General features: G+C 40.8%; 20 protein-coding genes and 2 tRNA genes. 12 read left to right on the top strand and 10 right to left on the bottom strand.

The features are described from left to right. Positions 1-8 precede the first annotated feature (8 nt). The 4 genes from F8C76_RS15650 (at position 9) to F8C76_RS15665 (ending at position 3,158) form a co-directional block, all read left to right on the top strand. Positions 9-245, top strand: coding sequence for a hypothetical protein (locus F8C76_RS15650; protein WP_152132575.1), 237 nt, complete (start codon positions 9-11; stop codon positions 243-245). 73 nt (positions 246-318) lie between these two features. Beyond that, on the top strand, positions 319-1,422 hold the full coding sequence (locus F8C76_RS15655; protein WP_152132576.1) for an AbiH family protein: 1,104 nt from the start codon (positions 319-321) through the stop codon (positions 1,420-1,422). Positions 1,423-1,588: 166 nt separating this feature from the next. Then, complete coding sequence (locus F8C76_RS15660; RefSeq protein WP_152132577.1) at positions 1,589-1,870, top strand: helix-turn-helix domain-containing protein; 282 nt, start codon at positions 1,589-1,591, stop codon at positions 1,868-1,870. A gap of 730 nt (positions 1,871-2,600) precedes the next feature. Beyond that, positions 2,601-3,158 carry a hypothetical protein gene (locus tag F8C76_RS15665; RefSeq protein WP_152132578.1) on the top strand — a complete coding sequence of 186 codons (558 nt, stop codon included), beginning with the start codon at positions 2,601-2,603 and terminating at the stop codon, positions 3,156-3,158. A 2-nt stretch (positions 3,159-3,160) separates the two neighbouring features. On the opposite strand, the gene F8C76_RS15670 is transcribed toward F8C76_RS15665, so the two are convergent. Further along, entirely contained in the window at positions 3,161-4,216 is a 1,056-nt protein-coding gene (locus F8C76_RS15670) for a DUF4365 domain-containing protein (RefSeq protein WP_152132579.1), read from the bottom strand. 398 nt (positions 4,217-4,614) lie between these two features. Between F8C76_RS15670 and F8C76_RS15675 the strand changes: the two genes are divergently transcribed. From F8C76_RS15675 to F8C76_RS15685, 3 genes are all read left to right on the top strand, one after another. Next, positions 4,615-4,965 (top strand): nucleotide pyrophosphohydrolase, encoded by a 351-nt coding sequence (locus tag F8C76_RS15675; protein ID WP_152132580.1) that lies wholly within the window; start codon positions 4,615-4,617, stop codon positions 4,963-4,965. Beyond that, positions 4,958-5,920: an HNH endonuclease gene (locus F8C76_RS15680; protein ID WP_152132581.1), complete on the top strand. Its 963-nt coding sequence runs from the start codon at positions 4,958-4,960 to the stop codon at positions 5,918-5,920. The genes F8C76_RS15675 and F8C76_RS15680 overlap by 8 nt, the downstream gene beginning before the upstream one ends. Before the next feature lie 93 nt (positions 5,921-6,013). Further along, on the top strand, positions 6,014-6,841 hold the full coding sequence (locus F8C76_RS15685) for a competence protein CoiA family protein (protein ID WP_170284046.1): 828 nt from the start codon (positions 6,014-6,016) through the stop codon (positions 6,839-6,841). A 531-nt stretch (positions 6,842-7,372) separates the two neighbouring features. On the opposite strand, the gene F8C76_RS15690 is transcribed toward F8C76_RS15685, so the two are convergent. The 4 genes from F8C76_RS15690 to mutS form a co-directional block, all read right to left on the bottom strand. Further along, positions 7,373-8,482, bottom strand: a complete 1,110-nt coding sequence (locus F8C76_RS15690; RefSeq protein ID WP_152132583.1) for a hypothetical protein — start codon at positions 8,480-8,482, stop codon at positions 7,373-7,375. Positions 8,483-8,613: 131 nt separating this feature from the next. Further along, positions 8,614-8,698: transfer RNA gene (locus tag F8C76_RS15695), tRNA-Leu, on the bottom strand. A gap of 40 nt (positions 8,699-8,738) precedes the next feature. Next, positions 8,739-8,811, bottom strand: a tRNA-Gly gene (locus F8C76_RS15700). A 75-nt stretch (positions 8,812-8,886) separates the two neighbouring features. Further along, entirely contained in the window at positions 8,887-11,469 is a 2,583-nt protein-coding gene (gene mutS, locus F8C76_RS15705; RefSeq protein ID WP_152132909.1) for a DNA mismatch repair protein MutS, read from the bottom strand. Between the two features lie 145 nt (positions 11,470-11,614). Here mutS and F8C76_RS15710 point away from each other — a divergent pair, with 145 nt between their 5' ends. Continuing rightward, the gene (locus F8C76_RS15710; RefSeq protein WP_152132584.1) at positions 11,615-12,169 is read left to right on the top strand and encodes an RNA methyltransferase; all 555 of its coding nucleotides are present in this window, start codon (positions 11,615-11,617) and stop codon (positions 12,167-12,169) included. A 101-nt stretch (positions 12,170-12,270) separates the two neighbouring features. Here the strand turns inward: F8C76_RS15710 and folK are convergent, their stop codons facing one another. Continuing rightward, positions 12,271-13,416: a 2-amino-4-hydroxy-6-hydroxymethyldihydropteridine diphosphokinase gene (gene folK, locus F8C76_RS15715; RefSeq protein WP_152132585.1), complete on the bottom strand. Its 1,146-nt coding sequence runs from the start codon at positions 13,414-13,416 to the stop codon at positions 12,271-12,273. A 69-nt stretch (positions 13,417-13,485) separates the two neighbouring features. Here folK and sppA point away from each other — a divergent pair, with 69 nt between their 5' ends. From sppA to F8C76_RS15730, 3 genes are read left to right on the top strand one after another with little or no spacing between them, the layout of a single operon-like run. Further along, positions 13,486-15,246, top strand: a complete 1,761-nt coding sequence (sppA, locus tag F8C76_RS15720; protein ID WP_152132586.1) for a signal peptide peptidase SppA — start codon at positions 13,486-13,488, stop codon at positions 15,244-15,246. A 4-nt stretch (positions 15,247-15,250) separates the two neighbouring features. Beyond that, complete coding sequence (locus F8C76_RS15725) at positions 15,251-15,958, top strand: queuosine precursor transporter (RefSeq protein ID WP_129654865.1); 708 nt, start codon at positions 15,251-15,253, stop codon at positions 15,956-15,958. A 36-nt stretch (positions 15,959-15,994) separates the two neighbouring features. Then, positions 15,995-18,682 (top strand): AsmA-like C-terminal region-containing protein, encoded by a 2,688-nt coding sequence (locus F8C76_RS15730; protein WP_152132587.1) that lies wholly within the window; start codon positions 15,995-15,997, stop codon positions 18,680-18,682. 30 nt (positions 18,683-18,712) lie between these two features. On the opposite strand, the gene F8C76_RS15735 is transcribed toward F8C76_RS15730, so the two are convergent. The 4 genes from F8C76_RS15735 to F8C76_RS15750 all read right to left on the bottom strand — a co-directional run bounded on the left by F8C76_RS15735 (position 18,713) and on the right by F8C76_RS15750 (position 22,077). After that, entirely contained in the window at positions 18,713-19,477 is a 765-nt protein-coding gene (locus tag F8C76_RS15735) for a DUF6090 family protein (RefSeq protein WP_152132588.1), read from the bottom strand. A gap of 75 nt (positions 19,478-19,552) precedes the next feature. After that, the gene (locus F8C76_RS15740) at positions 19,553-20,887 is read right to left on the bottom strand and encodes a YfcC family protein (RefSeq protein WP_152132589.1); all 1,335 of its coding nucleotides are present in this window, start codon (positions 20,885-20,887) and stop codon (positions 19,553-19,555) included. Positions 20,888-20,987: 100 nt separating this feature from the next. Continuing rightward, positions 20,988-21,215: a hypothetical protein gene (locus F8C76_RS15745; protein WP_152132590.1), complete on the bottom strand. Its 228-nt coding sequence runs from the start codon at positions 21,213-21,215 to the stop codon at positions 20,988-20,990. Positions 21,216-21,282: 67 nt separating this feature from the next. Further along, positions 21,283-22,077, bottom strand: coding sequence for a DUF2797 domain-containing protein (locus F8C76_RS15750; protein ID WP_152132591.1), 795 nt, complete (start codon positions 22,075-22,077; stop codon positions 21,283-21,285). A 97-nt stretch (positions 22,078-22,174) separates the two neighbouring features. Between F8C76_RS15750 and F8C76_RS15755 the strand changes: the two genes are divergently transcribed. Continuing rightward, positions 22,175-23,689, top strand: coding sequence for a GH3 auxin-responsive promoter family protein (locus F8C76_RS15755; RefSeq protein ID WP_152132592.1), 1,515 nt, complete (start codon positions 22,175-22,177; stop codon positions 23,687-23,689). Positions 23,690-23,742: the final 53 nt, after the last annotated feature.

Raw genomic sequence — 23,742 nt, forward strand, 5'->3', positions numbered from 1 at the left:
TCTTACACATGAATTCAATAACCAGACTCAGAATAGAGGAAGTGATCACAAGAAAACTGGATGTGGTATTTTCTACAGGGGACAGAACTAGCCTAGCGGATGCGATAGAGTTGGCAGTTTTGGAATTTGAAAAAGTAGAGGGGATAAAGCCGCTTTTGGAGGTGATATTTGAAGGTTGTAATGATACCGATGAGGTTTTGATGGAATGGTCTAAAATTCTAAATGATTATGCCAAGGTATCTTAGTTGTAGCGTTGTCAGCAAATCCGATTGACAATAATTGAATATTGATGTCTATATTGTTGCTTAAACTAGGAAAGTGGAGAATAAGTCATATACGTACAATCGGATAGTTATAATTGGAAATGGATTTGATTTAGCACTTGGCTATAAGACTTCATACTCTGACTTCCTATTACACTATTTAAAAAGCCGGTTAAACCACGTCACATTCAAAGCCTATAGTGATAGACTGTTTTCTAGTAGTGATTTGGGTTTTATGGATGGAGATGACTTTAATAGTTGTCGTACAGTCCAAGATTTAGTGAACTTTTTTGAAGACAACAAGCAGTTAAATGTCAAGTTTAATGGAATTCTAAAGGATGTTTTTGAATTCCAAAAAATAGAAAACTGGGTTGATATCGAGACTTTATACTTTGGGGCACTTCTTCCGAAATTTGATTTGTTAAAAAAGCAGAATCCCAATAAAAGAGATTACAATTCAATTAAAGCCTATAATGATACATTTAGGGATTTGACAAAATATTTGAATGATTATATTTTTAATGAAAACTTAAACCAATTAAAAGGCGGTACACCCCATCAATTTTACGAGTTTCTTTCTGACTGCGTGATAAAGCAACCAAACAGGAGAGTTTGTCTTAATCACGAAATAACCTATGATGAGTTAGATAATCCTAGCAACGTACTTTTTTTAAATTTCAATTATACTGATTCATTGCACAAGGTGCTTGGGTTCAGTGGCTTAAAACCCGAATATCAAATAATAAATATACATGGTCAAGCCGGTAGTAATTCCAGCCCAATAATTTTTGGGTATGGGGATGATACGCACAGGAGATATACGGAGATGGAAGGTGAAAACTCAGATGCTTTACTTGAGTTCATAAAATCTTTTTATTACAATAGGACTACAGACTATCATAAAATGCTTGGCTTTATGGAAATGGATAAGTATGAAGTTTACATAGTTGGGCACTCGTGTGGTTTATCGGATAGGACACTACTAAAATCAATTTTTGAACATGAACAATGTTTATCAATTAAAATATTCCATAGGGGCAAAATTGATGAGCATTTAAAAAAAAACATGGCCATTTCACGACATTTTGCAGATAAACTCTTGTTGAGAAAACGAGTGTTGCCTTTTGATAAACATGCTATAATTCCCCAAGCAAAGTAACTTAGGAAAGTTCACCTAAAAGTTTTAAATCCAGCCTATACGGTTGGATTTTTTTTGAGATTTCAACCTCATATATCAAACTTTGTTGAATTGGTTTGCATAAGCTCTATTGTGTTGTAATGCTTTCTTGCATTCATTTGTCCCGTTACCAAACTAAGCGGATAAAATGCAGAATTCCATTATTCTTCAAAACCTTACCCAAGAACAACTAGAGCAAATTATTGACTCCAAACTTTCGGAGCAATTTGCTAGACTTATTAAAGATTTAAAGGGTGAGAATGATAGCCAGAAACTAATGACCCGTGAGCAAACTTGTGAGTTCCTATCCATCAATAGCTCAACTCTTTGGCATTGGACTAACAAAGGGAAAATAAAAGCTTATGCCTTTGGAGCTAGACGATACTACAAGAAGTCCGAACTTATTCAAGCTCTTAGTCCCTGCGAATAGTTGCATTTCTTTTAACAGCTAAACCAATGATAGAAATAATTGGCAGGCTAAAAACAGGTAAGGGATTCAGTTAATACCATGGTCTAATTCATCTCAGGCAAGAACTAAATAGGTTTCACAAAGTTGAGCTGGATATTAATCAAAAGTGTATATGAGTGACTGGCAGCAATATTTATGCTTCTTTGTGCGGTCCCATGTAGATCTGAGCGATCCATTTAACCCGGATGACATCTAAAAAATGACCAGTTGGCCGGGCAATGTCCAGAAGTGGACACAAAGAAAAACAGCCGCGAGGCCAGCAACGGTAGGGGTTAAGAAAGAATTGCCCACTTGCCCAGCAAAAAACAGCTCAAAACTTTTAAAACAAAAACAAAAGTAAAATGACCCTCAATAACCCTATATGCTATACCCCTATATGCTATACCTATATACAATACTATTATAACTAATTATAAAAAGTAGTGGGCAATATGGGCAATAGCCTCTGAGCCCAGCAATAGCAAGGGTTTTTACTGCCCACTTAATGTGGCCATTGCCCGGCCAAATTGACCAAAACGCTAAAAATGACAAATACGAACATAGTTAACAAAGATGGATCCTTAAAGGCTCTTGTATTCAAAGACCTTGATAATCAAGAGGTTTACACGGTAATAGGGACCCGGAACGACTTTAACGGGGCTCAATTCTGGAAGGATTCAAGAAATCATCGCCATTTCTTTAATACAATGAAATGATGAGTACCTACTTTGAAGATTGCACTAGCATTACAACCAAATTTTTACGGGCCAATGGCTTTTTTAAATCTAATAGGGTTGCCCATTGTGATCTTAAATTTATATCCAATGGTGAGGTGTACGATTTGAAGATTGTGGCTTCAACCATGGAGTTGGAGTCTCCTTTGCTTATATTCCAGTATTCATATAACGGAGAAAAAAAGAGGTTGAATATAGAGTTGATTCCGAGGTACAACCATTTGGGAGGGATTGGCTATAAATTTAAATGCCCAAAAACAGGGAGGGGTTGCTACAATCTTTATTTTATTAATGGGGAGATTGCCTCACGCTATCATTTTAAACTCCTCTACCGTAGTCAAATCCGGTCCCAAAGGGTAAAAGACATGGATAAGGATTACGGTATTATATTCAAAGCGGAAAAAGCCCGTAAAGAAATCAATTCCTACAGATTTAAAAAGTACCATAAGGGCAAAATGACCAAGAGGTACAAACGGTGCCTAAAGGCCATTAAAGAAGCTGAGGGCGTAAGTTTGGAGGAGGCGGGGCTACTTTAATATCATTGTTCTTTATCTTCAATTAAATTGGTGCTGGATTCTATAAGGTTAGCGGTTATAGATTTTGCATCCATGAAGTCATTTAACATAGAGTCTACTACCATTAGCATTGTTTTCTTAGAATCCTTGAACTTCTTGCTTAATGATGGTATGCTTGCAAAACTATCTCTCATAAAATTAACAGCTTCAACGGTTGTTTCTATAGCTTTCGGAGTATTGATGATGCTGTCAATTGATAATCTTATTGACTCTTTGTTTCCAGAAAATAGGTAATACATCATAATTACCTGCTCATAGGCAAAAATCCCTGTAGCAAATGTTTCTGCGAATATTTGATTTTCAGAATCTAACCTTTTGGAGAGAATATTTAGATGTTTGGCGTATGCATTGATTGTAGCAATAACTCTATTGGATTTAATAGATTCACCATTTTTGGTAAATCCATTTAAACGATCAGTAAACTCGTTAGTTTTATTACTTAAATCCGTAAGTATTTGTTGCGTTCTAATAGTGGATTCCGTTGCATCTGAAATGCAGTTTACTTTTTCGGTAATATCGAATAATGTATCCTCATCGACATTTTCTCCATTAAATATTTTAATGGTCTGGAATTGAGTGTTACGTTTGGTTAGCAAATTAGTTATTATAGGTTTGGCTTTGGCATTTAGCTTGTTTCTAATAGGTATTTCAATTTTCCACCTTTTATCTGTCGGCCGGATATTGTTTTCCGTTATTTCAATCCAATAGGTTTTTTTTGTTTTAGGAAGATGGGCTATAAATAATATAGGGAGATCAAAATTCATCCAATAGTTGTAGTGAATATTGGATATATAATAGGTTAACTTGTTTGAAGTTACTGAGAAGTTTCCTTCCCCGGTTTTAATTTGTAAAGCAATAAATTTACCCTTTGGCTCACCATTTTCAGATTGTTCAACAAGTGCATCAATCCCAACATCTACAATAGGTTGTTCTCTAAAAATCCAATCAAATTCTAGGAGGAAAATATTTTCGGTAACATTTACCCCAATCCTTTCGGTTGATATGTACCTTTTATTCATGCTAAAAAAATATATTGGAATTAAATTTACAGATTAAGTTTTTACTCTAAATAGGAGTACCTGCAAATTTATAAGCATCATTATAACAATGTATTGGTGTCTGTGTATTCTCAAATTTGTACGATTTCTGTATTCCTTGATAGTTTAAGGTCTAAGTTTACATTGATTGTAACTTTTTTATATGACACTACCTTAGTATCTTATTCAATTTACCTGCTTATTGGTTAAGTTGGTTTCAAAAAGTCTTCCAACACATATGGGTCTTTTACCTGATTGAGTTTGTAAGAACTTAATAGGGATTAACTATGTTTGACTGAAAGAAGTTTCTTTTTTCCTCTATCACTTATCTTTACTAAAGTGATTTTCCTAAAGGATTAAAGCATTTACAAAGTCAACAAATGGAAGAAATAAAGAACAGACTCCGAAAATTTGCCGATGAAAGAAATTGGGATCAGTTTCATACTCCCAAGAATCTGGTTATGGCACTCAATGGAGAGATAGGTGAATTAACCGAAATATTCCAATGGTTGGATAGTGATAATTCAAAACTTGAGAATCTGAGTGATAGAGATTTGGCAAGGTGCAAGGAAGAAATTGCTGATGTATTTCTGTATTTAGTGCGTCTTGCAGATAAATTGGAAATCAATTTGATAAAAGAAGGAAATAATAAAATTGATATTAACGCAGAGAAATATCCAATAGACCTATCAAAAGACAATGCCATAAAGTATAATCAGAGAGATGAGTAAAATAATTCTGCAGCCCTCAAGTAATAAGGATGCTCAACAACACTACGAGGATACAGTAAAAAATGATGTCCTGTTAACTTCCATTCAATCTTATATCTCATCTAATGATTTTAGAGTGTTGAACGATGTTTACCCATCAGGAGCATGTAAAGTTTGGGGAGTTACACCAAGTGGAAATAACTCAACTAAATGGAGCAGAATTGAAAATGGAGATGTCACATTATTTTCTAAAAAAGGTTTTATCTATGCGTCAGCTGTCACAACCTACAAACTTCACAGCCCTAATCTTGCTAAACAACTTTGGGGTTTGGATGATAAAGGGCAAACTTGGGAATACATTTATTTTTTGGATGAACTAAAAAATCATAAGATACCCTATAAGGATTTCAATCGAGTTGTTGGTTATGCGGATAATTTTGTGATTCAGGGATTTGGTGTGCTTAAACGTGAACAAAGTAGTTCTGTGTTTAGAAGATTCAATCTTGAAAGCGAGGTTTTTATTGAGGAAATATCAAACAAAACTTATGAAGATATATTATCAAAACTAGAATTGTTAGAGGAAACAGAATCTGAGATTTTTTCCACAAGAAGACTTGAGCAAGGATATTTAAAGAGAAGTCTATTTGGCAATAAAGTTATTGGAATATGTGGAGCATGTAAAAAGGAATACCCGGTATCCTATCTCGTGACCGCCCATATTAAAAAAAGAGCTTACTGTAAAAAGCATGAAAGGAAGGATTTAAATATAGTGATGCCAATGTGTAAAATGGGATGTGACGAAATCTATGAAAAAGGTTATTTAAGCGTATTAGATGGATTGTTTGTCAATATGGGAAAAACTCCAATCAGTCCTGATTTAAAACGATATATCAATCAAATTTCTGGTACCAAATGTCATTACTACAATGAAAACACCAAAGACTATTTCGATTGGCATTACGAGTATCACAAATAAAGATTAATGAATAGGTCTTCAACTAATTATATTAAATATCCTATTGCGTACAATAGTCTTTCAAAAACGTTAGTAGAGATCATCAATGTAACAATGGAAAATAGATCAAATCTAATTTGCCCCATGTGTCGTGGAAATTTCATTGCTGTTTTGAATCATCAAACCCCTCATTTCAAACATAAACCCAATAATGATTGTAAAGGGAATTTTGAATCTTATATTCATTGGTTGACCAAAGTGTTGTTCAAGCAACTAAAAGAAATTGAAATTCCCGAGTTACTTATTGAAGACCTTCCTGAGAAGAAAAGGCAATATTTTCAGTTCAAGAAGAATAGCATAATCGATTCAAAATTACCTTTTGAACTAAGGGATGGTTTTATGAAAGGTCTGAAAAAATGCCTCAATGACAGCAGAAAATTAGTAATCGACAGTGTTGCATTAGAACAAGAATTCAAAACCTCCCTAGGTAATATTAGGGTGGATGTAGTGGTCGAGTCGAATGGAAAAAAACTATTCATTGAGCCGTTTTATACTAATAAGATAGGCTTGGAAAAGAGGGATAAGCTATCGAAGATGGGCGTGCCCACATTGTCATTAGACCTATTTGAATTTAAAAATCATTTTGGCAGTAATTTTTCAATTCAACTCCTTAAGAAATATCTCTATGTGCAAAAAAGTAAATCATGGGAATATTTAAGCAACGAGGAGTATGATAATCATATTAGGAATTATGAAAAGTACTTATTGGATGAAATTGAAAAGAACAAACCTTTAATCAATCAAATTTATTTAGATGAGATTAAAGCCCTTGAAGATGAGAGTGAAAGTCACATCAAGAAGATTGAAGAAGAGCACAACGAGATAATTCAAATAGGAGAGAGAATAAAAAAGCTAAAAAGAAAACTAAACGGAGAGCTATAGCCTAAAATGGTCGATGATATCTAAAAGGGACATGATTTATAATTGATAAGAATAGGATGGAACGGATACACAACAGACTGGCTGAGGATGGGGTCGGGGGTGCCCATGATGGATAGTTGAGCTGGGTTATTAAATGATTTGGCACTAACTAATTTTAATGAATCTAAATAATCTTAAGGTGAATTTTAATGGCAAAGCAATGAGAATGTCGCTTTCGTTGCGATTCGTGACGGCAAAGTGATGAAAATTCAATAAAACGTCATTTTATAGACACTTGTATTTGCTGGAGGTTTCAACCAAAAAAATGACTAAAGTGACGGAAATTTTCAAAACCATTATAGGGATTTGAGCTACTGGGTTCTATCTAATTATAATTTTCCTCAGAAAAAGTTTGTAAAAAAAGCACCACTATTACCACTTTTCTCTTGAACCCCTTGTTATTACTGGGTTTCTTGAGTGGTATTTTTAAAATAAATTACCGAGAATCGTGGTAAAAGTGGTAAAACAAGCAACTGTCTATGGTAATTTTTATTAGATCTGGCTCCAATCAGGATAACAACCTTCCTCTATATATTTGATTATGGTATTTTGAACCTCTTTTACTATGTCCTCTTCTTTTATATTGGGATGAGTTTGGGGAATCCCTGTATGAACTGCTGTAGATAGAAACGAATATATTTCTTTGGTTTTATCTTTTGAAAAACTTGTGTAGTGAGGAGCTCTTTTTGAAATTGTTTTGGAAATAGGGTATTTGCCTTCTCGGTTAAACAGATTTTCTAAGCAAATTCTAAGGTTAATGCTTATGTTTGCCCAGTCTGAATCAATTTTAGAATCATTCAATCTTTTTGTTGCTACCCTTATCCCATCTTGCTCATCTTTACTTAGCAAATCAAATTTATTAAGTAAACTATCCGCTTTATCCATTTCAAGCTTTATAATGGACGGACCAAATGAATTTCTTGGTTCTGGAAATGGAGTATAGCCAATACCATTATTTAAAAATTCAAGATTTTCTGGGAGAACTTCAAAAACCCCCACAGCTGGAATGCCAAAAGAACTAGATCTTCCTAAGCTTAACATTAATCTAGTATCATCAAGAGTTTTAATTAAATTTTCCTTTACCTCAACTTTTGCCCAATTGGTTTTTTTTACTGGTGAAAGAGTGGAATAAAACTCTTTAGGTGTCTTGTAGTCAATTATTAATACTGCTGTATCTATTCCGCCAAGTGTCAAGGTTTCTTTACCAAGGAAATTCACTAATTGCGAATCTTCCATATTACTGGCATTGATAAGGCGAACACCATTGGAAAAATTAAATTCGTTGTCAATGTGAATTCCATAAAGTAGCAATGCACATTTAATATGGACTTCTTTGGAATCAATGTAATTAAATATCTCTTCAATCGCTTTAGTGCCATTGGTTTTCTTTGCTCTTTGTATAATCTTATTAGGGAATTTTGTATTTTGATTAAAGCATATTCCTGAGGTAGCTCCAAGTCTATGGCAATGATTAAAGAAAATCTCCAATTTCTTGTTTTTCGATATGCAATCAATAACGTCCTTTAGTTCTGATTTGCTATAATAGATAGATTCGGCATCTTTTTTTATAACATTTTCAATTGCTTTTACAAGCTCTTCCATACTAGTGTGATTGAATACTTACAAAGTAATAATTCTAATTGAGATGGATGAAAACAATACAAAAACCGTACAAAGACAAAATAAAAAAATCCGTAAAAAGCTGTAGGTCAACTTTATACGGATTTTATGTGTACTCGAGGCGGGACTTGAACCCGCACGGGCAAAATGCCCACAGGATTTTAAGTCCGGCGTGTCTACCAATTCCACCACTCGAGCCTGGACTTGAAACAAAAAAACGCTGCAAGCAGCGTTTTAGAGCGAAAAACGGGATTCGAACCCGCGACCTCCACCTTGGCAAGGTGATGCTCTACCAACTGAGCTATTTTCGCATTTTAAAGAACCCTGCACTTTTTTTCAGTGCGGATGCAAATTTAATGTTTTTCTCTAAAACAGAAAGAATTTTTTTAAGAGGATGCTGTTTTCTTTTTACCTAGCAAGCGTTTGATCTCGTTCAATTTCATCAAGGCTTCCACCGGCGTGAGCGTATCTATGTCCAAATGAAGGATTTCCTCCTTGATTTCCTCCAACAAGGGATCGTCCAAGTTAAAGAAACTCAACTGCATTTCATTTTGGGCCAACTGGAGTTTATCCGTCATTTCCTCACTGGAATGCGATTTTTCCAACTTTTTAAGGATTTTATTGGCCTTCTGGATCACCTGTTGGGGCATGCCGGCCATCTTGGCCACATGGATTCCAAAACTGTGCTCGCTTCCCCCAGGGACCAATTTCCGAAGGAAAAGCACATTGTCCTTCAATTCCTTTACCGATACATTGTAATTCTTGATGCGGGAAAAAGTGGCCGTCATCTCATTGAGCTCGTGGTAATGGGTGGCAAAAAGGGTCTTGGCGCGTGCCGGATGCTCGTGCAGGTATTCCGATATGGCCCAAGCAATGGAAATACCATCATAGGTGCTCGTGCCCCGGCCAATCTCATCCAAAAGGACCAAACTGCGCTCGGATAAATTGTTGAGGATGGAGGCTGTTTCGTTCATTTCCACCATAAAAGTAGATTCGCCCATGGAGATATTGTCGCTGGCCCCGACCCGGGTGAAAATTTTGTCCACCAGGCCAATCTTGGCCTCCGAAGCGGGAACAAAGCTTCCCATTTGGGCCAAGAGAACAATCAGGGCGGTTTGCCGCAATATGGCCGACTTACCACTCATGTTCGGTCCTGTGATCATGATGATTTGTTGTTCTTCCCGGTTCAGGAGTACATCGTTGGTTACATAGCTCTCGCCCAAAGGCAATTGTTTTTCAATGACCGGATGTCGTCCCTCTTTGATATGGAGTTCGGTGGATTCATCCACAAGGGGTTCCACATAACCATTTTCCTTGGCCAGTTGGGCAAATCCGCAAAGGCAATCCAATTGGGCGATCAGATGGGCATTTTGCTGGACAGGGGCAATGTATTCCTGCATCCACATCAAAAGTTGTTCAAACAATTGCTGTTCAAGGACAAGGATGCGTTCTTCGGCCCCCAAGATTTTGGCTTCGTACTCTTTGAGCTCTTCGGTGATATAGCGTTCCGCATTGACCAAGGTCTGTTTGCGGATCCAACTTTCCGGTACCTTGTCTTTGTGGGTGTTGCGAACCTCAATATAGTAGCCAAAAACGTTGTTGGAGGCAATCTTGAGGGAAGTAATACCCGTTTCCTTGGTTTCCCGTTCCAACATTTTGTCCAGATAATCCTTCCCGGAGAACGCCAAGTTGCGCAACTCGTCCAATTCATCCGAATACCCTTGGGCAATGGTATGGCCCTTGGCAAGGTTTACGGGAGCCTCTTCATTGAGCACCTCCTTGATTTTGGAACGCAGGGCCTCACAGGCATCCAAACGTTCCCCAATGCGTTGTAAAGAGGTGTTCGGACTTTTTTGGGCCAAGTGTTTGATGGGGACCAAAGCCTCCAGGGAATTTTTGAGCTGTACCACCTCTTTGGGATTGATCTTTCCCGTGGCCAGTTTGGAGATGAGTCGTTCCAAATCGCCCATGGGTTTGATCCAATGCTGTATTTTTTCAAGGGATTCTTCCTGATCTTTCAAATGCGCGACCACTTGGTGGCGTTCCTGAATCCGTTCCTTGTTTTTTAGGGGGAGGGCCAACCAACGCTTCAACAGTCTTCCGCCCATGGGGGAGAGGGTCCGGTCTATAATGTCCAAAAGGGTCACTGCATTTTGGTGGGGGGAATGGTACAGTTCCAGGTTTCGGATGGTAAATCGGTCCATCCAAACATATTCCTCTTCTGCAATACGCTGGATTCTATTGATGTGTTGCAATCGACTGTGCTGTGTTTCGGACAGGTAATGCAGTACCGCCCCGGAAGCAATGATGCCTTGGCCCAAATGTTCTATCCCGAAACCCTTAAGGGTTTTGGTCCCAAAATGATTGTTGAGGCTCTCTTGGGCATAATCTTCCTGGAAAATCCAATCCTCCATAAAGAAACTGTGGAGCTGGTTGCCAAAAACCTCGATAAACTCTTTTTTGTGGCTTTTGGAGACCAATACCTCATTGGGGGCAAAGTTTTGGAGCAGCTTGTCCATCTGCTCCGAAGAACCTTCCGCGGTTAAAAACTCACCCGTGGAGATGTCCAGAAAGGAAATCCCCATTTTGGTCCTGCCAAAGTGAACGGCACATAAAAAGTTGTTGCTCTTGGCAGAAAGGATATCATCGTTGAGGGCCACCCCAGGGGTTACCAACTCCGTTACCCCTCGCTTTACAATACTCTTGGTCTGTTTGGGGTCTTCCAACTGATCACAAATGGCCACGCGTTGCCCCGCCTTGACCAATTTTGGGAGGTAGGTGTTCAGGGAGTGGTGCGGAAAACCGGCCAACTCCGTTTTGTCGCCGCCATTATTCCGATGGGTAAGGATAATGCCCAAGATCTTGGCAGCTTTCACCGCATCATCCCCAAAAGTCTCGTAGAAATCCCCAACACGGAACAACAATAAGGCATCAGGGTGTTTTACCTTGATGGCATTGTACTGTTGCATTAAAGGGGTTACTTTTTTGGATTTTGAAGTAGCGGCCAAAATAAATGTATTGCGTTATTTTTGTCGATGAGGTGAAACACGAAAGTATCGTTTTTCAGAAACTACAAAAAGCATTGTTGATATTTTGGACGGAATGGTTAAAAAAATGAATCGGAAACTGGAAAACAGTGAGTTGGGACGGTTGGATGTGGAAGCGTTCAAGGAAGCGGAAAAAACGCCGATTATTGTGGTGTTGGACAATATCCGAAGCCTGAACAATATTGGCTCGGTGTTCCGTACGGCCGATGCGTTCCGAATCCAAAAAATATATTTATGTGGCATTACGGCCACTCCACCCCATAAAGACATCCGCAAAACTGCCTTGGGTGCCACGGAGAGTGTGGACTGGGAATATCGGGAGAGTACCTTGGAGTTGATTGGGGAACTGAAGGCTATGGGCGTCCATACCGTTGCCGTGGAACAGGCTGAAAATGCCATCATGCTCAATGATTTTGAATCCAACCCCCGTGAAACCCTGGCCCTGATTTTTGGAAACGAGGTAAAAGGGGTTTCCCAAGAGGTGGTCACAGCCTGCGATACCGTTTTGGAGATTCCCCAGTTTGGGACCAAACACTCGTTGAACATTTCGGTAAGTGCGGGGATAGTGGTGTGGGATCTATGGGCCAAACATGGCTCCCAAAAACAAAAAAGCCCTGAATAAATCAGGGCGAAATATATAGTTTGAGTTAGTTAGTTGCTCGATTAGCGGCGTCTAATAAAATAAAACCATTCGTTATATCCAAACATTTTCTAAAAATTTTCCTAAAAAGATAGGGAGAGCATGTTGTCTTCCAACCGTTCCAGAATGGTTTCATAATCCGATGGATTGTTGACGAAATCCAGCTCGCTCAAATCCAGCACAATACTGTTCTGGTTGGGCAGGGTCTTAATGAAATCAAGGTATCCCCGGTTGATTTTCTCCAAATAGACAGGGTCTATTTTCTGCTCATAATCCCGTCCTCTTTTCTTGATATTGGCCAAAAGTCGCTCCGTATTTTGATAAAGATAGAGGTAAATATCCGGCTTTTTTACCTCCTTGTACATAAAGCTAAAGACCTTTCGGTACAAGTTGAATTCATCGGCTTGTAAGGTGATTTTGGCGAAAATGAGCGATTTAAAGATATCGTAATCACTTACCATAAAATTCTTGAACAGGTCAAATTGGGAGGTGTCATCGGTAAATTGTTGGTAACGGTCCGCCAAAAAGGACATTTCCAAAGGAAAGGCGTAGCGCATTTGGTCCCCATAAAACTTGGGAAGGAAGGGGTTGTCCGCAAAACGCTCCAATACCAATTTGGCATTGAAGTCCTCGGCAATCATTTTGGAAAGGGTGGTCTTTCCGGCGCCAATGTTTCCCTCAATGGCAATAAACTGCAATTGCGAAAAAAGCTCGGACCTGTTTCGGAACAATTTGTATGGCGTCTTCTTCAATTTGCTCTTGTCCCTACATTCCTGCAACAAGTTGCGTATGTCTTTGTTGAGTAAGGGATGGTATAGTTGGGGGGCAATATCGGCCAAGGGTTTCAGTACAAATTTCCGACGCTGCATCTGGGGGTGGGGGACCATCAAATCGGGTGTATTGATGATTTGTTTCCCATAAAGGATGATGTCAACATCCAAAGTTCGCGATTGGTAGCCCGTATTTTGGGTTCGATCTCTGCCAAAATCCTTTTCAATCCGTAAAACCGCTTGTAAAAGCTCCGAAGGGGACAGCGGGGTCACCAAGGCAATGCAGATGTTCAGAAAATCATCGCCATCAAATCCCACGGCAGGATTCTCATAAACGGAAGAAATGGCCAAAATGTCACCGACCTCACGTTGAATTCGAAAAAGCGCCTTCTGAATCGTTGCGTACCGATTGCCCAGATTGCTGCCCAGTGAAAGATATACGTGTTGAGATTGACCCATATCAAAAGGACAAAGTAAACAAAACAATGGAACAATGGTTATATTTGGGGTGGAATAAATTTATGCTGGATGAACTTTTTAAGAAACCTTTTGGCCTCTATTTTGGGATCTTTGGTGGCCTTTGGAATTGTGATGGGGATGTTTCTCATTTTTATTGCCCTGATTGGCAATATGGAAGATGGAGTGGTGGTAAAACAGAACTCGATTCTGGAGTTGCGTTTTATGGCGCCGATCATGGATTATACTGGAAAGGACGAGAACAGTCCCTTTGCAGGTCTTTGGGACGAGGAAATGGGATTGGACGAAATCATCCATGCCATAAAAGTGGCCAAGGAAGATGCCAATATCAGGGGCATTAGTTTAACCACGAGCTTTTTACAGGCTGGGGTGGCCCAGACGCGGGAGATTCGGGAAGCGCTGTTGGATTTTAAGTCTTCCGGCAAATTCATTTTGGCCCATTCGGATTTTTATACCCAAAAAGACTACTATCTGGCCAGTGTGGCCGATGAGGTGTACCTGAACCCTGTTGGGGCATTGGATTTTAAGGGACTTTCCACAGAAATTCTCTATTACAAGGATTTTCAGGAAAAAACAGGGGTGAAAATGGAGGTCATCCGCCACGGAAAGTATAAAAGTGCGGTAGAACCCTTTTTGTCCAATACCATGAGTGCTGAAAACCGTTTACAGATCAGGGAATTGATCACCTCCATCTGGGATGTTATTGTGGATGATGTATCGGCCACCCGAAATATAAGCCGGGAAAACCTAAATATCATTGCAGATACCCTGGGAGGCAGGACTCCCAAATATGCAGTGGCCTCTGGATTGATTGATGGCGATTTGCATTTTGATGAGTACGAAAACCTATTGCGCAATGCAATGGGGGTAAGTCAAGGTGAGGATCTAAACTATATTGAGTTTGAAGAATACGTTCGTCTGGCCCATTGGGAAAAAGTACATACCGGTACGGATAAAATAGCCGTGATCTATGCCCAAGGAGAAATTCTTTATGGAGATGGCGGAAAGGATTTTTTGGGGCAGGGTCTTATGGTGGATGCCCTGCACAAAGCAAAGAATGACAAAGATGTCAAGGCTATCGTGCTTCGGGTGGATTCACCAGGGGGCAGTGCCTTGGTTTCTGATATCATCTGGCGTGAAATTACACTGGCCAAGGCAGTGAAACCGGTGGTTGTTTCCTTTGGAAACGTGGCAGCATCCGGGGGGTATTATATTGGAGTGGCCGGGGACAAAATATTTGCGGAACCCACTACCATTACAGGTTCCATAGGTGTATTTGGTACCATTCCCAATATCCACGAACTGGCCGGAAACATAGGAATCAACGCCGAGCAAGTGGGCACCAATAAAAATTCGGTGGACTATTCGCTGTTCGAACCCATGAACGATTCGTTCCGCGATGTGGTCCAAGAGGGTATAGAGGATACCTATAACACTTTTTTGGAGCGTGTGGCCGAGGGCAGAAAAATGAGCATGGACCAAGTGGACTCCTTGGCCCAAGGCAGGGTTTGGAGTGGGGTGGATGCCCAAGCCAATGGACTTGTGGATGAACTCGGTAATTTGGATGATGCGATAACTGCTGCAGCGGATATGGCCGGGTTGGGAGCCTATGGCATTCGGAAATACCCCAAGTACAAGTCCAATTTTGAACGGTTCATGGACGACTTGGGCGGCATGGAATCCAAAATAAAAGCGTCACTGATCAAGGAGGAAATTGGTGGTGAAGCCTATCAAATCCTAAAAGAATTCAAACAAGCCTCGGAACAAAAGGGAGTCCAGGCCCGGATGCCTTTCAGTCTCAACATAAAATAAACGGATGACGCAAAGCGATAAGAAAAAAGCGTTTTCGATTTATCTCTATATGGGGGCGTTGTTCATCACTTCCTTGGTGGTGTCCAATCTTATTTTTCAAAAATTCTTTTATTGGAACCCCTTTGGCGAAATCACCGTTTTTGGGGCACCCCTTTTTGAACTTTCGGTGGGGATTTTGCCCTATCCCATTACTTTTTTGATTACGGACCTTATTTCTGAGATTTACGGAAAGCGAAAGGCCAATCAGGTGGTAACCGCAGGGATTTTTGCCTCGGTATTTTCCATGGCGATCATTTTGTTGGGCAATTATGTTCCTGCCATACCCTCTTCCCCTGTGGATGATGTTGCCTTCACCAAGGTATTTGGCTTGTCCCCTTTGGGGGTCTTGGCCTCCATGTTGGCCTACTTGGCCGCACAGTACATAGATATCTCCATTTACCATTTCTGGAAAAGGGTCACCAATGGCAGGATGCTATGGCTTCGTAACAATTTTTCCACCTTTACCTCGCAGTTTGTGGATACGTTCACCGTAGTGGGCCTCCTCTGTATTTTTGGGGTATTGCCATGGGACAAGTTCTACGGATTGGTCATCAGTGGATTTATTTTCAAGGTGATCATTGCGGTGTTCGACACCCCTCTGCTCTATTTTTTCGTATATCTAATGCGGAAAAGATTTAACTTAAAAATAGGGGAAGAGATTCCGTTGGATTAAAATCTTCTCCTTTAATTTGTTGTAAAACATGATCTTATGAAGAGAAAAGTCCTGAAGATTACCGGAATAACCCTACTTATCCTACTAGCCTTGATCATTGCACTGCCCTTTTTCCTCCAGGGAAAAATTGAGCAGATCATCAAAAACAAGGTGAACAACAGTATCAATGCCACTTTGGATTTTGAGGAGGCCGATTTGAGCTTGCTCAAAAGCTTTCCCAATGCCAATGTGGAACTCACCAATATTTCTTTGGTCAACAAGGCCCCTTTTGAAGGGGATACCCTATTTGCCTCTGGCGAGATCGAATTGAAAATGTCCATCAAGGAGCTCTTTAAATCGGCAGAAGAGCCCATTGTCATCCAAAGTTTGAATGTGGACAAGGCCAAGCTTCACATAAAAGTGGATGAAAACCAGAATGCCAACTACGACATTGCCAAGGCGGATGAATCGGCATCGACCGATGCATCTGAGGATTCTGGTGACAATTTTACCTTGGCCATGGATGCTTATGCCATTACCGATTCTGAAATCATCTATGATGATATGGCCACGGGAATGCGTTTGGCTCTGCTGGAAATGAACCATTCGGGAACCGGGGACCTTTCCTTGGAAAAATCCCAATTAAAGACTTTGACCGATGCTTTGGTCTCCTTTGAAATGGACAGTACAAAATATCTCAATAACCATAAGGTTTACTTGGATGCCTTGATTGATATCGACCTGAAGGAAAACAAATACTCCTTCTTGGAGAACAAGGCCATGATCAACCAATTGCCCTTGGTGTTTGATGGTTTTGTAAAGTTGAATGACGATAATCAGGAAGTGGATGTAACCTTCAAAACACCATCTTCCGACTTTAAGAACTTTTTGGCCGTGATTCCTGAGGCCTATTCAAAAAATATAGAAACGGTACAGACCACTGGAAATTTTGAGGTGAACGGGCAGTTCAAGGGTATTGTGGACGACACCCATATTCCTGCGTTCAACATCAAGATCAATTCTGAAAATGCCTCTTTCAAGTATCCAGACTTGCCCAAATCGGTGCAGAATGTGTTCATTGATACTGAGATCAACAATACTACAGGAATCACTGAGGATACCTATGTGGACATCAAACGATTGTCGTTTACCATAGATCAGGACAAGTTCAACCTGACCTCCAAGATCCGTGACCTTATGGGGAATACCAAGGTGAACGCCCATATGGATGGCAAAATCAATCTGGCCAATATCTCCCAAGCCTATCCCGTACCTGAGGATTACAACCTAAAAGGTATCCTGAATGCGGATGTGACCACGGCCTTTGATATGGAATCGTTAGAGAAGAAACGCTACCAGAATACCAAAACAACCGGGAAAGCATCGGTCTCCGGTTTTGAGTACGCTTCGGAGGAACTCAAGAATCCGGTGGCCATCAACACCGCTTCCGTTACGTTTAATCCCAATACGGTCACGCTGGATTCCTTTAAAGGAAAAACGGGAATCACGGATTTTGATGCCAAGGGTACATTGACCAACTTACTTGGGTTTATGTTCAACGATGAAAAGGTGGAAGGAAACTTTTCGTTGGCCTCCAATACCTTTGCCTTGAATGATTTTATGGTGGAGGAAGCCACGCAAGAAGAAGGAGAGGCCGAGACCACTACCACTTCAAAAGGGGAGGAGCGCATTAAAATCCCATCCTTTTTGGATTGTACCATTGACGCCACGGCGGGAACGGTTTTGTATGACAACCTAAAACTGAAAAATGTAAAGGGCAAGTTGATCATCAAGGATGAAACGGCCACCGTAGAGAACCTTACCTCGGACCTTTTTGGAGGTACTTTGGGGATGAAAGGGTCCGTGTCCACCAAAGAAGAAGCATCAACCTTCAACATGGATTTGGGGATGAGCAATTTTAATATTGGGGAGTCCTTTCAGGCATTGGAATTGTTCAAGGCACTTACGCCCTTGGCGCAGGCGCTTCAGGGAAAACTCAATTCCCAAATTAAGATCGGTGGAAACTTGAAGGACGATTTTACACCCAACTTGGCCACCATTTCCGGGGATTTGTTGGCAGAACTCCTATCCACTAAAGTGGATACCCAGAAAGCGCCCTTGCTTTCGGCCTTGGACAGTAAACTGAACTTTTTGAACACCAAGGACATTGACCTACAAGGATTGAAGACCGCATTGAGTTTTGACAATGGTACCGTAAAGGTGAAACCGTTCACTGTAAAGTACAAGGATATAGCCGTAAATGTGGATGGAGGCCATTCGTTTGACCGTCAGATGCAGTACAAGGCTACTTTGGATGTGCCGGCCAAATATCTGGGGAATGAGGTAAACAAGCTCATTGCACAGATGAACGATGAAAGTTTAAAAGAAGTCACTATTCCTGTTACGGCGAACATTGGGGGTAATTTTACCAATCCTACCGTGACCACTGATTTGAGTTCGAGTGTAAAGACCTTGACCACGAAACTGGTGGAAATCCAAAAACAGAAATTGGTCAACCAAGGAAAAGACAAGGCCAAGGACCTGTTGTCCGATATGTTCAAGAAAGATAATACCGATTCCACTACCACCCAATCTTCCGGGGTCAAAGAAACCTTGGGCAACCTTTTGGGAGGCGATAAGACAAAAGATACCACAACCACCAAGACCGAGGAGGACCCGGTAAAGAATACGGCCAAATCTATTTTAGGGGGATTGTTGAAAAAGAAAAAGGATACAGTCAATTAGAAAAAAGGTGCGGTTTTAACCGCACCTTTTTTAATGTTCCAATTCTTGGTCAATCACTTTTAGAATGGATTCCAACTGAAACATCAGTGGGTTGTAATGTTCTGTTTCTGTGGATTGACTTGTAATGATGAACATTAGAATGTTGTTTTGGAAGGCAATGGATTCCAATACGGATAAATTGCTCATGGCCTTTTCACCCACAGGGATTCCCATTTTTTCGGACATGCCCGTATGGTCCAGGATGGTTCGGATACTATGGCCTTCATCTCTAAAAGCATTGACCGTACTGTTTCGTTGCTCGTCCTGCATTCGTTCTTGATTGGAAATGTCATCTATGGTGGCGATCCAATTGGTCAGTTTTATCCGTAGAGCATTATTGGTGATATCCTTAAGACTTCCGGAATTTACCATTTCAGTGAGAAGGGAGTTGTTGGGGTTGAAGAAGATATCATAGGCAAAGGCGGTAACGAACAGTTCGGACAACTTTTCCTCCGAAGGACTTTCGTTTTGGTCCATGATCTTCACAATTTCAGTAGCTGCATTATAACTGTTCTTATTGAACTTGATCAATTCCTCCAATTTATATTTACTGGTCTCAAACTCTTCTTTTAAGCCTTTAAGGTATACCTGTTCTTTTTGCCGTTTTATGCTTTGTTCATTGGCATTGTTAATGGCCAAGGCAATGAGAATGCCAATCACTACAAGGACGATTTCGCCAAGGGCATATAGGAGGTAATTGCTGATTTTTTTCTCGGCGATCAGTTGTTTTCTAACTTTTCTAAAGAGCTTTAGCATAGGTGTTGGTTGGTTGTTCCTGTTGGTTTTAGGAAACTAATCTAACTATTTTTTGAACATCACATGTATTTGGCCCTATTGATACCCTATGGCCACGGATACCACCAAGGCAATGGCGGCAATCAATACAATGAGCAAGGTAGGTTTAAGGGCAAACTTCAGCCATTTGTTATAAGGGATGTTGCAAAGCGCCAAAACGGCCATGAGCGCCCCATTGGTGGGCACGATCATATCGGCCATAATAGCTCCGTATTGATAGGCCAAAACACAGGTTTGTCTGGATACCCCTATTAAATCTGAAAGAGGGATCAATATGGGCATGGTCAATACCGCCTGTCCCGAATAACTGGGAACCGGAAAGTGCAAAAATGAATGGGCAACCATCATGGAGACGGCAGAGACAGAAGGAGAAAGATACTTGAGTGGCCCAAAAAGACCATATACAATGGTGTCCATGATCATGCCTTCTTTCAGGAGCAACGAAATGCTATTGGCGAGCCCCAACAGTATGGCGGCAAACATCATTTCCTTGAATCCATCAATATAGGACTCACCGGTGCCGTTGACACCCAGTTGGCCAATGAGCCCTGCCACGATGCCCAAGGCAAAGAAGGAGGCGGACATTTCGTTGAAATCCCAATTCAAAAACAGAAGGCCATAAATAACGCCACAGAAGGTCAATGCGAGGAGCGACAATATGATCTTGCTTCGTGTGGTCATGGACTCGTGAGCGGAAGGCATCTTTATTTTATCGATCCTGTTCTTGTTGGCATATCGTATAATAAAGGCTATCCATACGATAAGAACCACTGCTAAAACCACAAGTCTAAACTGACTGCCCGAAAGTAACGGGAGCCCGGCCTCTTTTTGGGCAATCATAACCCCAAAGGGGTTGGATGGGCTAAAAGAACTGCCAATGACCGTTGATCCATAACTCATGAGTATAATGGAGAACGTATTATAGCCAAGACTTTTCCCGAACAAGAGCAAAATGGGTATCATGGCAATGACTTCTTCCTGCATGCCTATGGTGACCCCACCTGCGGTAAAAAGGGCCGTGACTAAAATCAATGCCAAGGTCTCTTTGCCTTCCAGGATTTTGACCAGTTTTACCAAGCCTTGGTTGAGGGCCCCGGTTTTTTCGATGACATAAAAGCAACCTCCAATCAAAAAGATAAGGACTATGGCATCTGCCCGCCCAATGATCCCTCTTGGGATGGAGAGAATCAGGTCCATAAGGGAGAGATGTTCCGATGTTAACGATTGGTAGGAGTCGTTCAGGACTTTTGTGGTTCCGGTTGCCTCATCCAGTATACGTTGGTAGCTTCCTTGTGGGACGATGTACGTTAGGATCCAGGCAAAAATGATGACAGCAATGAGTATGACGAAAGCATTGGGAAATTTTTTCATCCGGTTTGGTTTTGGTTATATGAAACAAAGGCTTTGGGCCTTGTCTTGGTTTCAGTGGATACCAATTCCCATAATGTACGGTCAAGTTCTTTCTACGCTGCTATTGGGGTTTGTTTTTCATTTTTTTCAAAAAATTGACCATTTCCTTAAGGCTGTCCTGTAGTTCGTCATAGCCAATAACATCCCCAATATACATTAAATCATGTATACTGTCCCTCGCCTTATCTTTTATGGATTGGCCTAAAAAATCCAATGAATCCTGTACTTCTGGGGATGGATTCTCAATGCGTTTCAGCATTTTGAAAGTATGAAGGGATTCTTTTAGCATTTCTTGGGTTTATAAGTGTAAGTTATTGGATTTTTACAGATTTGCTTTGTAAGATACCTAAAACTGTTTAGTTGATCGTTATCCCTACATAATACCCTTCACTGCCCCGTACATTGAATACGGTATTGTCCTCAAAAATTAAATACTGGCCCTTAATGCCCTTCAGGACTCCCTTGTAACTTGGAGTCTTGTCCAAGTTGAGGCTTTTTACCTTTTCCGGGTATTGCAATACCGGAAATTCCAAATGGGTCTCCTTATCATCTTCAATAAAATATTGGGAGACTTCCTCGGGGATATAAGGTTTTAGTTTGCTGCGCCATTCGGTCAGGTCCAGATCTTCAATATCGTTCTTTAGCATTTTCTGCCAACTGGTCTTGTCGCTCACATGGTCTTTTAGGGCCACCTCGGTGATACCGGCCAGATAGCGGTTGGGCACTTCCACAATTTCAATGGCCTCGTGGGCACCTTGGTCGATCCAACGGGTGGGCACCTGCGATTTTCGGGTCACTCCCACCTTTACATTGCTGGAATTGGCCAAATAGACAATGTGTGGTTGCAGCTGCATCTTTTTTTCAAACTCCAAGTCACGATCCTCTTTGTCCAAATGAGCCGTGCTTAACTCGGGTTTCATGATCCAATCCCCGGCGGTAGGGGTTTCGTAAAAACAAGTCTTGCAGAATCCTTGTCTGTAGATGGGACGGTCCTGTCCGCAATTCAGGCATTGGAATTTGATGAAATCAATCTGAACCTCTTTGTCCAGAGCTTGGTTCATGTTGATGAAATCGTTCTCAAAGACCAAAAAATATTGGATGGGACTTCCATTTTCGGTTTGCATCTTGCGCAGGACCCCTTCGTAAAGCATAGTGGAATGAATGTTTAAAACTGATTTGAAAATGAGGGGCAGAAAAGCTATTTTAGCTATTGCACCCAACTGAATTTCTTGGTTAAATATACCTAAAATGCCAATACCATTATTCAATTCCATTGCTTCTTGGTTACTGCGGAAGCGTTATCACCAGATAGAACTTTTTCTAAAGTACCCCTTGGAGGTTCAGGATGAGGTCTTGCGCCATTTGATGGATTTTTCCGAAGATACCATGATCGGTAAGCAGTACGGGTTTAAGGATATGCCCAAGTATGATGAATTCAAGAACAGGGTTCCCATTGTAAGTTATGAGGATATTGCCCCGTTGATAGAACGGACCAGAAAGGGGGAACAGAACCTGTTTTGGCCCACCACCATTAAATGGTTTGCCAAAAGTAGTGGTACCACCAACGCCAAGAGCAAGTTTATTCCGGTGAGCTCGGAAGCCTTGGAGGATTGTCATTACAAGTCCAGCAAAGACCTATTGTGCCTTTACCTGAACAATAACGAAAATTCCCAACTATTCACGGGGAAGAGCCTAAGATTGGGGGGGAGCAAGGAACTTTATGAGGACAATGGTACTTTTTTTGGCGATCTCTCGGCCATATTGATTGATAACATGCCCTTGTGGGCCGAATACAGCAGTACGCCCAGCAACAAGGTTTCGTTGATGAGCGAATGGGAATCCAAACTGGAGGCTATTATAGAGGAAAGTATCCGGGAGAATGTGACCAGTTTGGCCGGGGTGCCTTCATGGATGTTGGTATTGCTCAATCAAGTTTTGGAGAAAACCGGAAAGAACCATTTATTTGAGATATGGGAAAATCTGGAAGTATATTTTCATGGTGGGGTAAGTTTTATTCCCTATAAAAACCAGTACAAAAACCTGTTGCCACGAAAAAAGTTCAACTATTATGAAACCTATAATGCCTCCGAAGGCTTCTTTGGGATTCAGGATAGGAATAATTCCGATGATTTGCTGTTGATGTTGGATTATGGGATTTTCTATGAGTTCATCCCTATGGACTCCTATGGGAATGAGGAAACTGCCATTCCGTTGTGGGAGGTGCAACTTGGGGTCAACTACGCTATGGTCATCACTACCAATGCAGGACTCTGGCGCTACAAAATAGGGGATACCATACGATTTACTTCCAAAGATCCGTATAGGATACGGATCACTGGGCGAACCAAGCACCATATCAATGCTTTTGGGGAGGAACTTATTATTGAAAATGCCGAAGAGGCCCTGAAGCAGATTTGTCAGAAGACCGATGCTGAGATTATGGACTATACGGCAGCGCCCATTTTTATGACCGGAAACGATAAAGGAGCCCATGAATGGATCATTGAATTCAGGAAACCACCGGAAGATATCGCCTACTTTACCGAATTTTTGGACAATGCGCTTAAATCATTGAATTCAGATTATGAGGCCAAACGATATAACAACATCACCCTAAAAATGCCCAAGGTGCATATGGCAAGAAAGAACCTGTTTCATGATTGGTTGAAATCCAAAAACAAGTTGGGTGGGCAACACAAGATACCGAGATTGTCCAATGAAAGGGCTTATTTGGATGAGTTGCTGCAAATGAATATGCAATAAATCGGCTTATTTTGTAGTTTACCTTTGTTTTACGAAAACGTTTTCGTAATATT

Origin of the sequence: Flagellimonas olearia (genome assembly GCF_009184425.1) — a bacterium.
Classification (GTDB): Bacteria; Bacteroidota; Bacteroidia; order Flavobacteriales; family Flavobacteriaceae; genus Flagellimonas; species Flagellimonas olearia.

Bases quoted from the DNA above. Each gene is read 5' to 3' on its own strand.
- F8C76_RS15650 (WP_152132575.1), top strand. From the start codon at position 9: ATGAATTCAATAACCAGACTCAGAATAGAGGAAGTGATCACAAGAAAA.
- F8C76_RS15660 (WP_152132577.1), top strand. From the start codon at position 1,589: ATGCAGAATTCCATTATTCTTCAAAACCTTACCCAAGAACAACTAGAG.
- F8C76_RS15665 (WP_152132578.1), top strand. From the start codon at position 2,601: ATGATGAGTACCTACTTTGAAGATTGCACTAGCATTACAACCAAATTT.
- F8C76_RS15670 (WP_152132579.1), bottom strand. From the start codon at position 4,216: ATGAATAAAAGGTACATATCAACCGAAAGGATTGGGGTAAATGTTACC.
- F8C76_RS15675 (WP_152132580.1), top strand. From the start codon at position 4,615: ATGGAAGAAATAAAGAACAGACTCCGAAAATTTGCCGATGAAAGAAAT.
- F8C76_RS15680 (WP_152132581.1), top strand. From the start codon at position 4,958: ATGAGTAAAATAATTCTGCAGCCCTCAAGTAATAAGGATGCTCAACAA.
- F8C76_RS15685 (WP_170284046.1), top strand. From the start codon at position 6,014: ATGGAAAATAGATCAAATCTAATTTGCCCCATGTGTCGTGGAAATTTC.
- F8C76_RS15690 (WP_152132583.1), bottom strand. From the start codon at position 8,482: ATGGAAGAGCTTGTAAAAGCAATTGAAAATGTTATAAAAAAAGATGCC.
- mutS (WP_152132909.1), bottom strand. From the start codon at position 11,469: ATGCAACAGTACAATGCCATCAAGGTAAAACACCCTGATGCCTTATTG.
- F8C76_RS15710 (WP_152132584.1), top strand. From the start codon at position 11,615: ATGAATCGGAAACTGGAAAACAGTGAGTTGGGACGGTTGGATGTGGAA.
- folK (WP_152132585.1), bottom strand. From the start codon at position 13,416: ATGGGTCAATCTCAACACGTATATCTTTCACTGGGCAGCAATCTGGGC.
- sppA (WP_152132586.1), top strand. From the start codon at position 13,486: ATGAACTTTTTAAGAAACCTTTTGGCCTCTATTTTGGGATCTTTGGTG.
- F8C76_RS15725 (WP_129654865.1), top strand. From the start codon at position 15,251: ATGACGCAAAGCGATAAGAAAAAAGCGTTTTCGATTTATCTCTATATG.
- F8C76_RS15730 (WP_152132587.1), top strand. From the start codon at position 15,995: ATGAAGAGAAAAGTCCTGAAGATTACCGGAATAACCCTACTTATCCTA.
- F8C76_RS15735 (WP_152132588.1), bottom strand. From the start codon at position 19,477: ATGCTAAAGCTCTTTAGAAAAGTTAGAAAACAACTGATCGCCGAGAAA.
- F8C76_RS15740 (WP_152132589.1), bottom strand. From the start codon at position 20,887: ATGAAAAAATTTCCCAATGCTTTCGTCATACTCATTGCTGTCATCATT.
- F8C76_RS15745 (WP_152132590.1), bottom strand. From the start codon at position 21,215: ATGCTAAAAGAATCCCTTCATACTTTCAAAATGCTGAAACGCATTGAG.
- F8C76_RS15750 (WP_152132591.1), bottom strand. From the start codon at position 22,077: ATGCTTTACGAAGGGGTCCTGCGCAAGATGCAAACCGAAAATGGAAGT.
- F8C76_RS15755 (WP_152132592.1), top strand. From the start codon at position 22,175: ATGCCAATACCATTATTCAATTCCATTGCTTCTTGGTTACTGCGGAAG.